This window comes from Salinimicrobium oceani, from assembly GCF_012037645.1.
The window spans coordinates 1-396 of the sequence record NZ_JAAVJR010000885.1; the positions used below are offsets into that span (position 1 = coordinate 1).

General features: G+C 41.4%; 1 protein-coding gene. It reads right to left on the bottom strand.

Features of this window, described 5'->3' with window-relative positions; genetic code table 11:
• Nucleotides 1–147: 147 nt before the first annotated feature.
• The coding region (locus HC175_RS19885; RefSeq protein WP_209310135.1) for a VOC family protein at nucleotides 148–396 on the bottom strand (249 nt) is incomplete at its 5' end.

The following is a 396-nucleotide window of genomic DNA, read 5'->3' on the forward strand; positions in this document are numbered from 1 at the left end:
TGTGCTCTAAAGTCTTCAACAGCTGTAAGATTCTGTTTTGTACGCTCCAGGAGATCCTTAAGAAGCGTGATGGATTTTAGTTTCATATGAAGCAAACTTTAAAGATTTACCAACCTTAAAATAAGACCAGGAATGCAGCTAAATAAATTAAGAGTTGCCTTCGGGCTTTACGTAATTGATCATCCAGGTCACTCCATATTTATCTGTACACATACCGTAGTAGCTTCCCCAAAAGACATCGCCAATCTGCATATTGATCTTTCCGCCGTTACAAAGGCCTTCGAATAATTTATCGGCCTGCTCACGACTCTCAACATTGATGGAAAGCGTAACGTTGTTACCAACAACTACTTCAGGGCACCAGCCCTCATCACAATCACTGCCCATTAAGAGGCA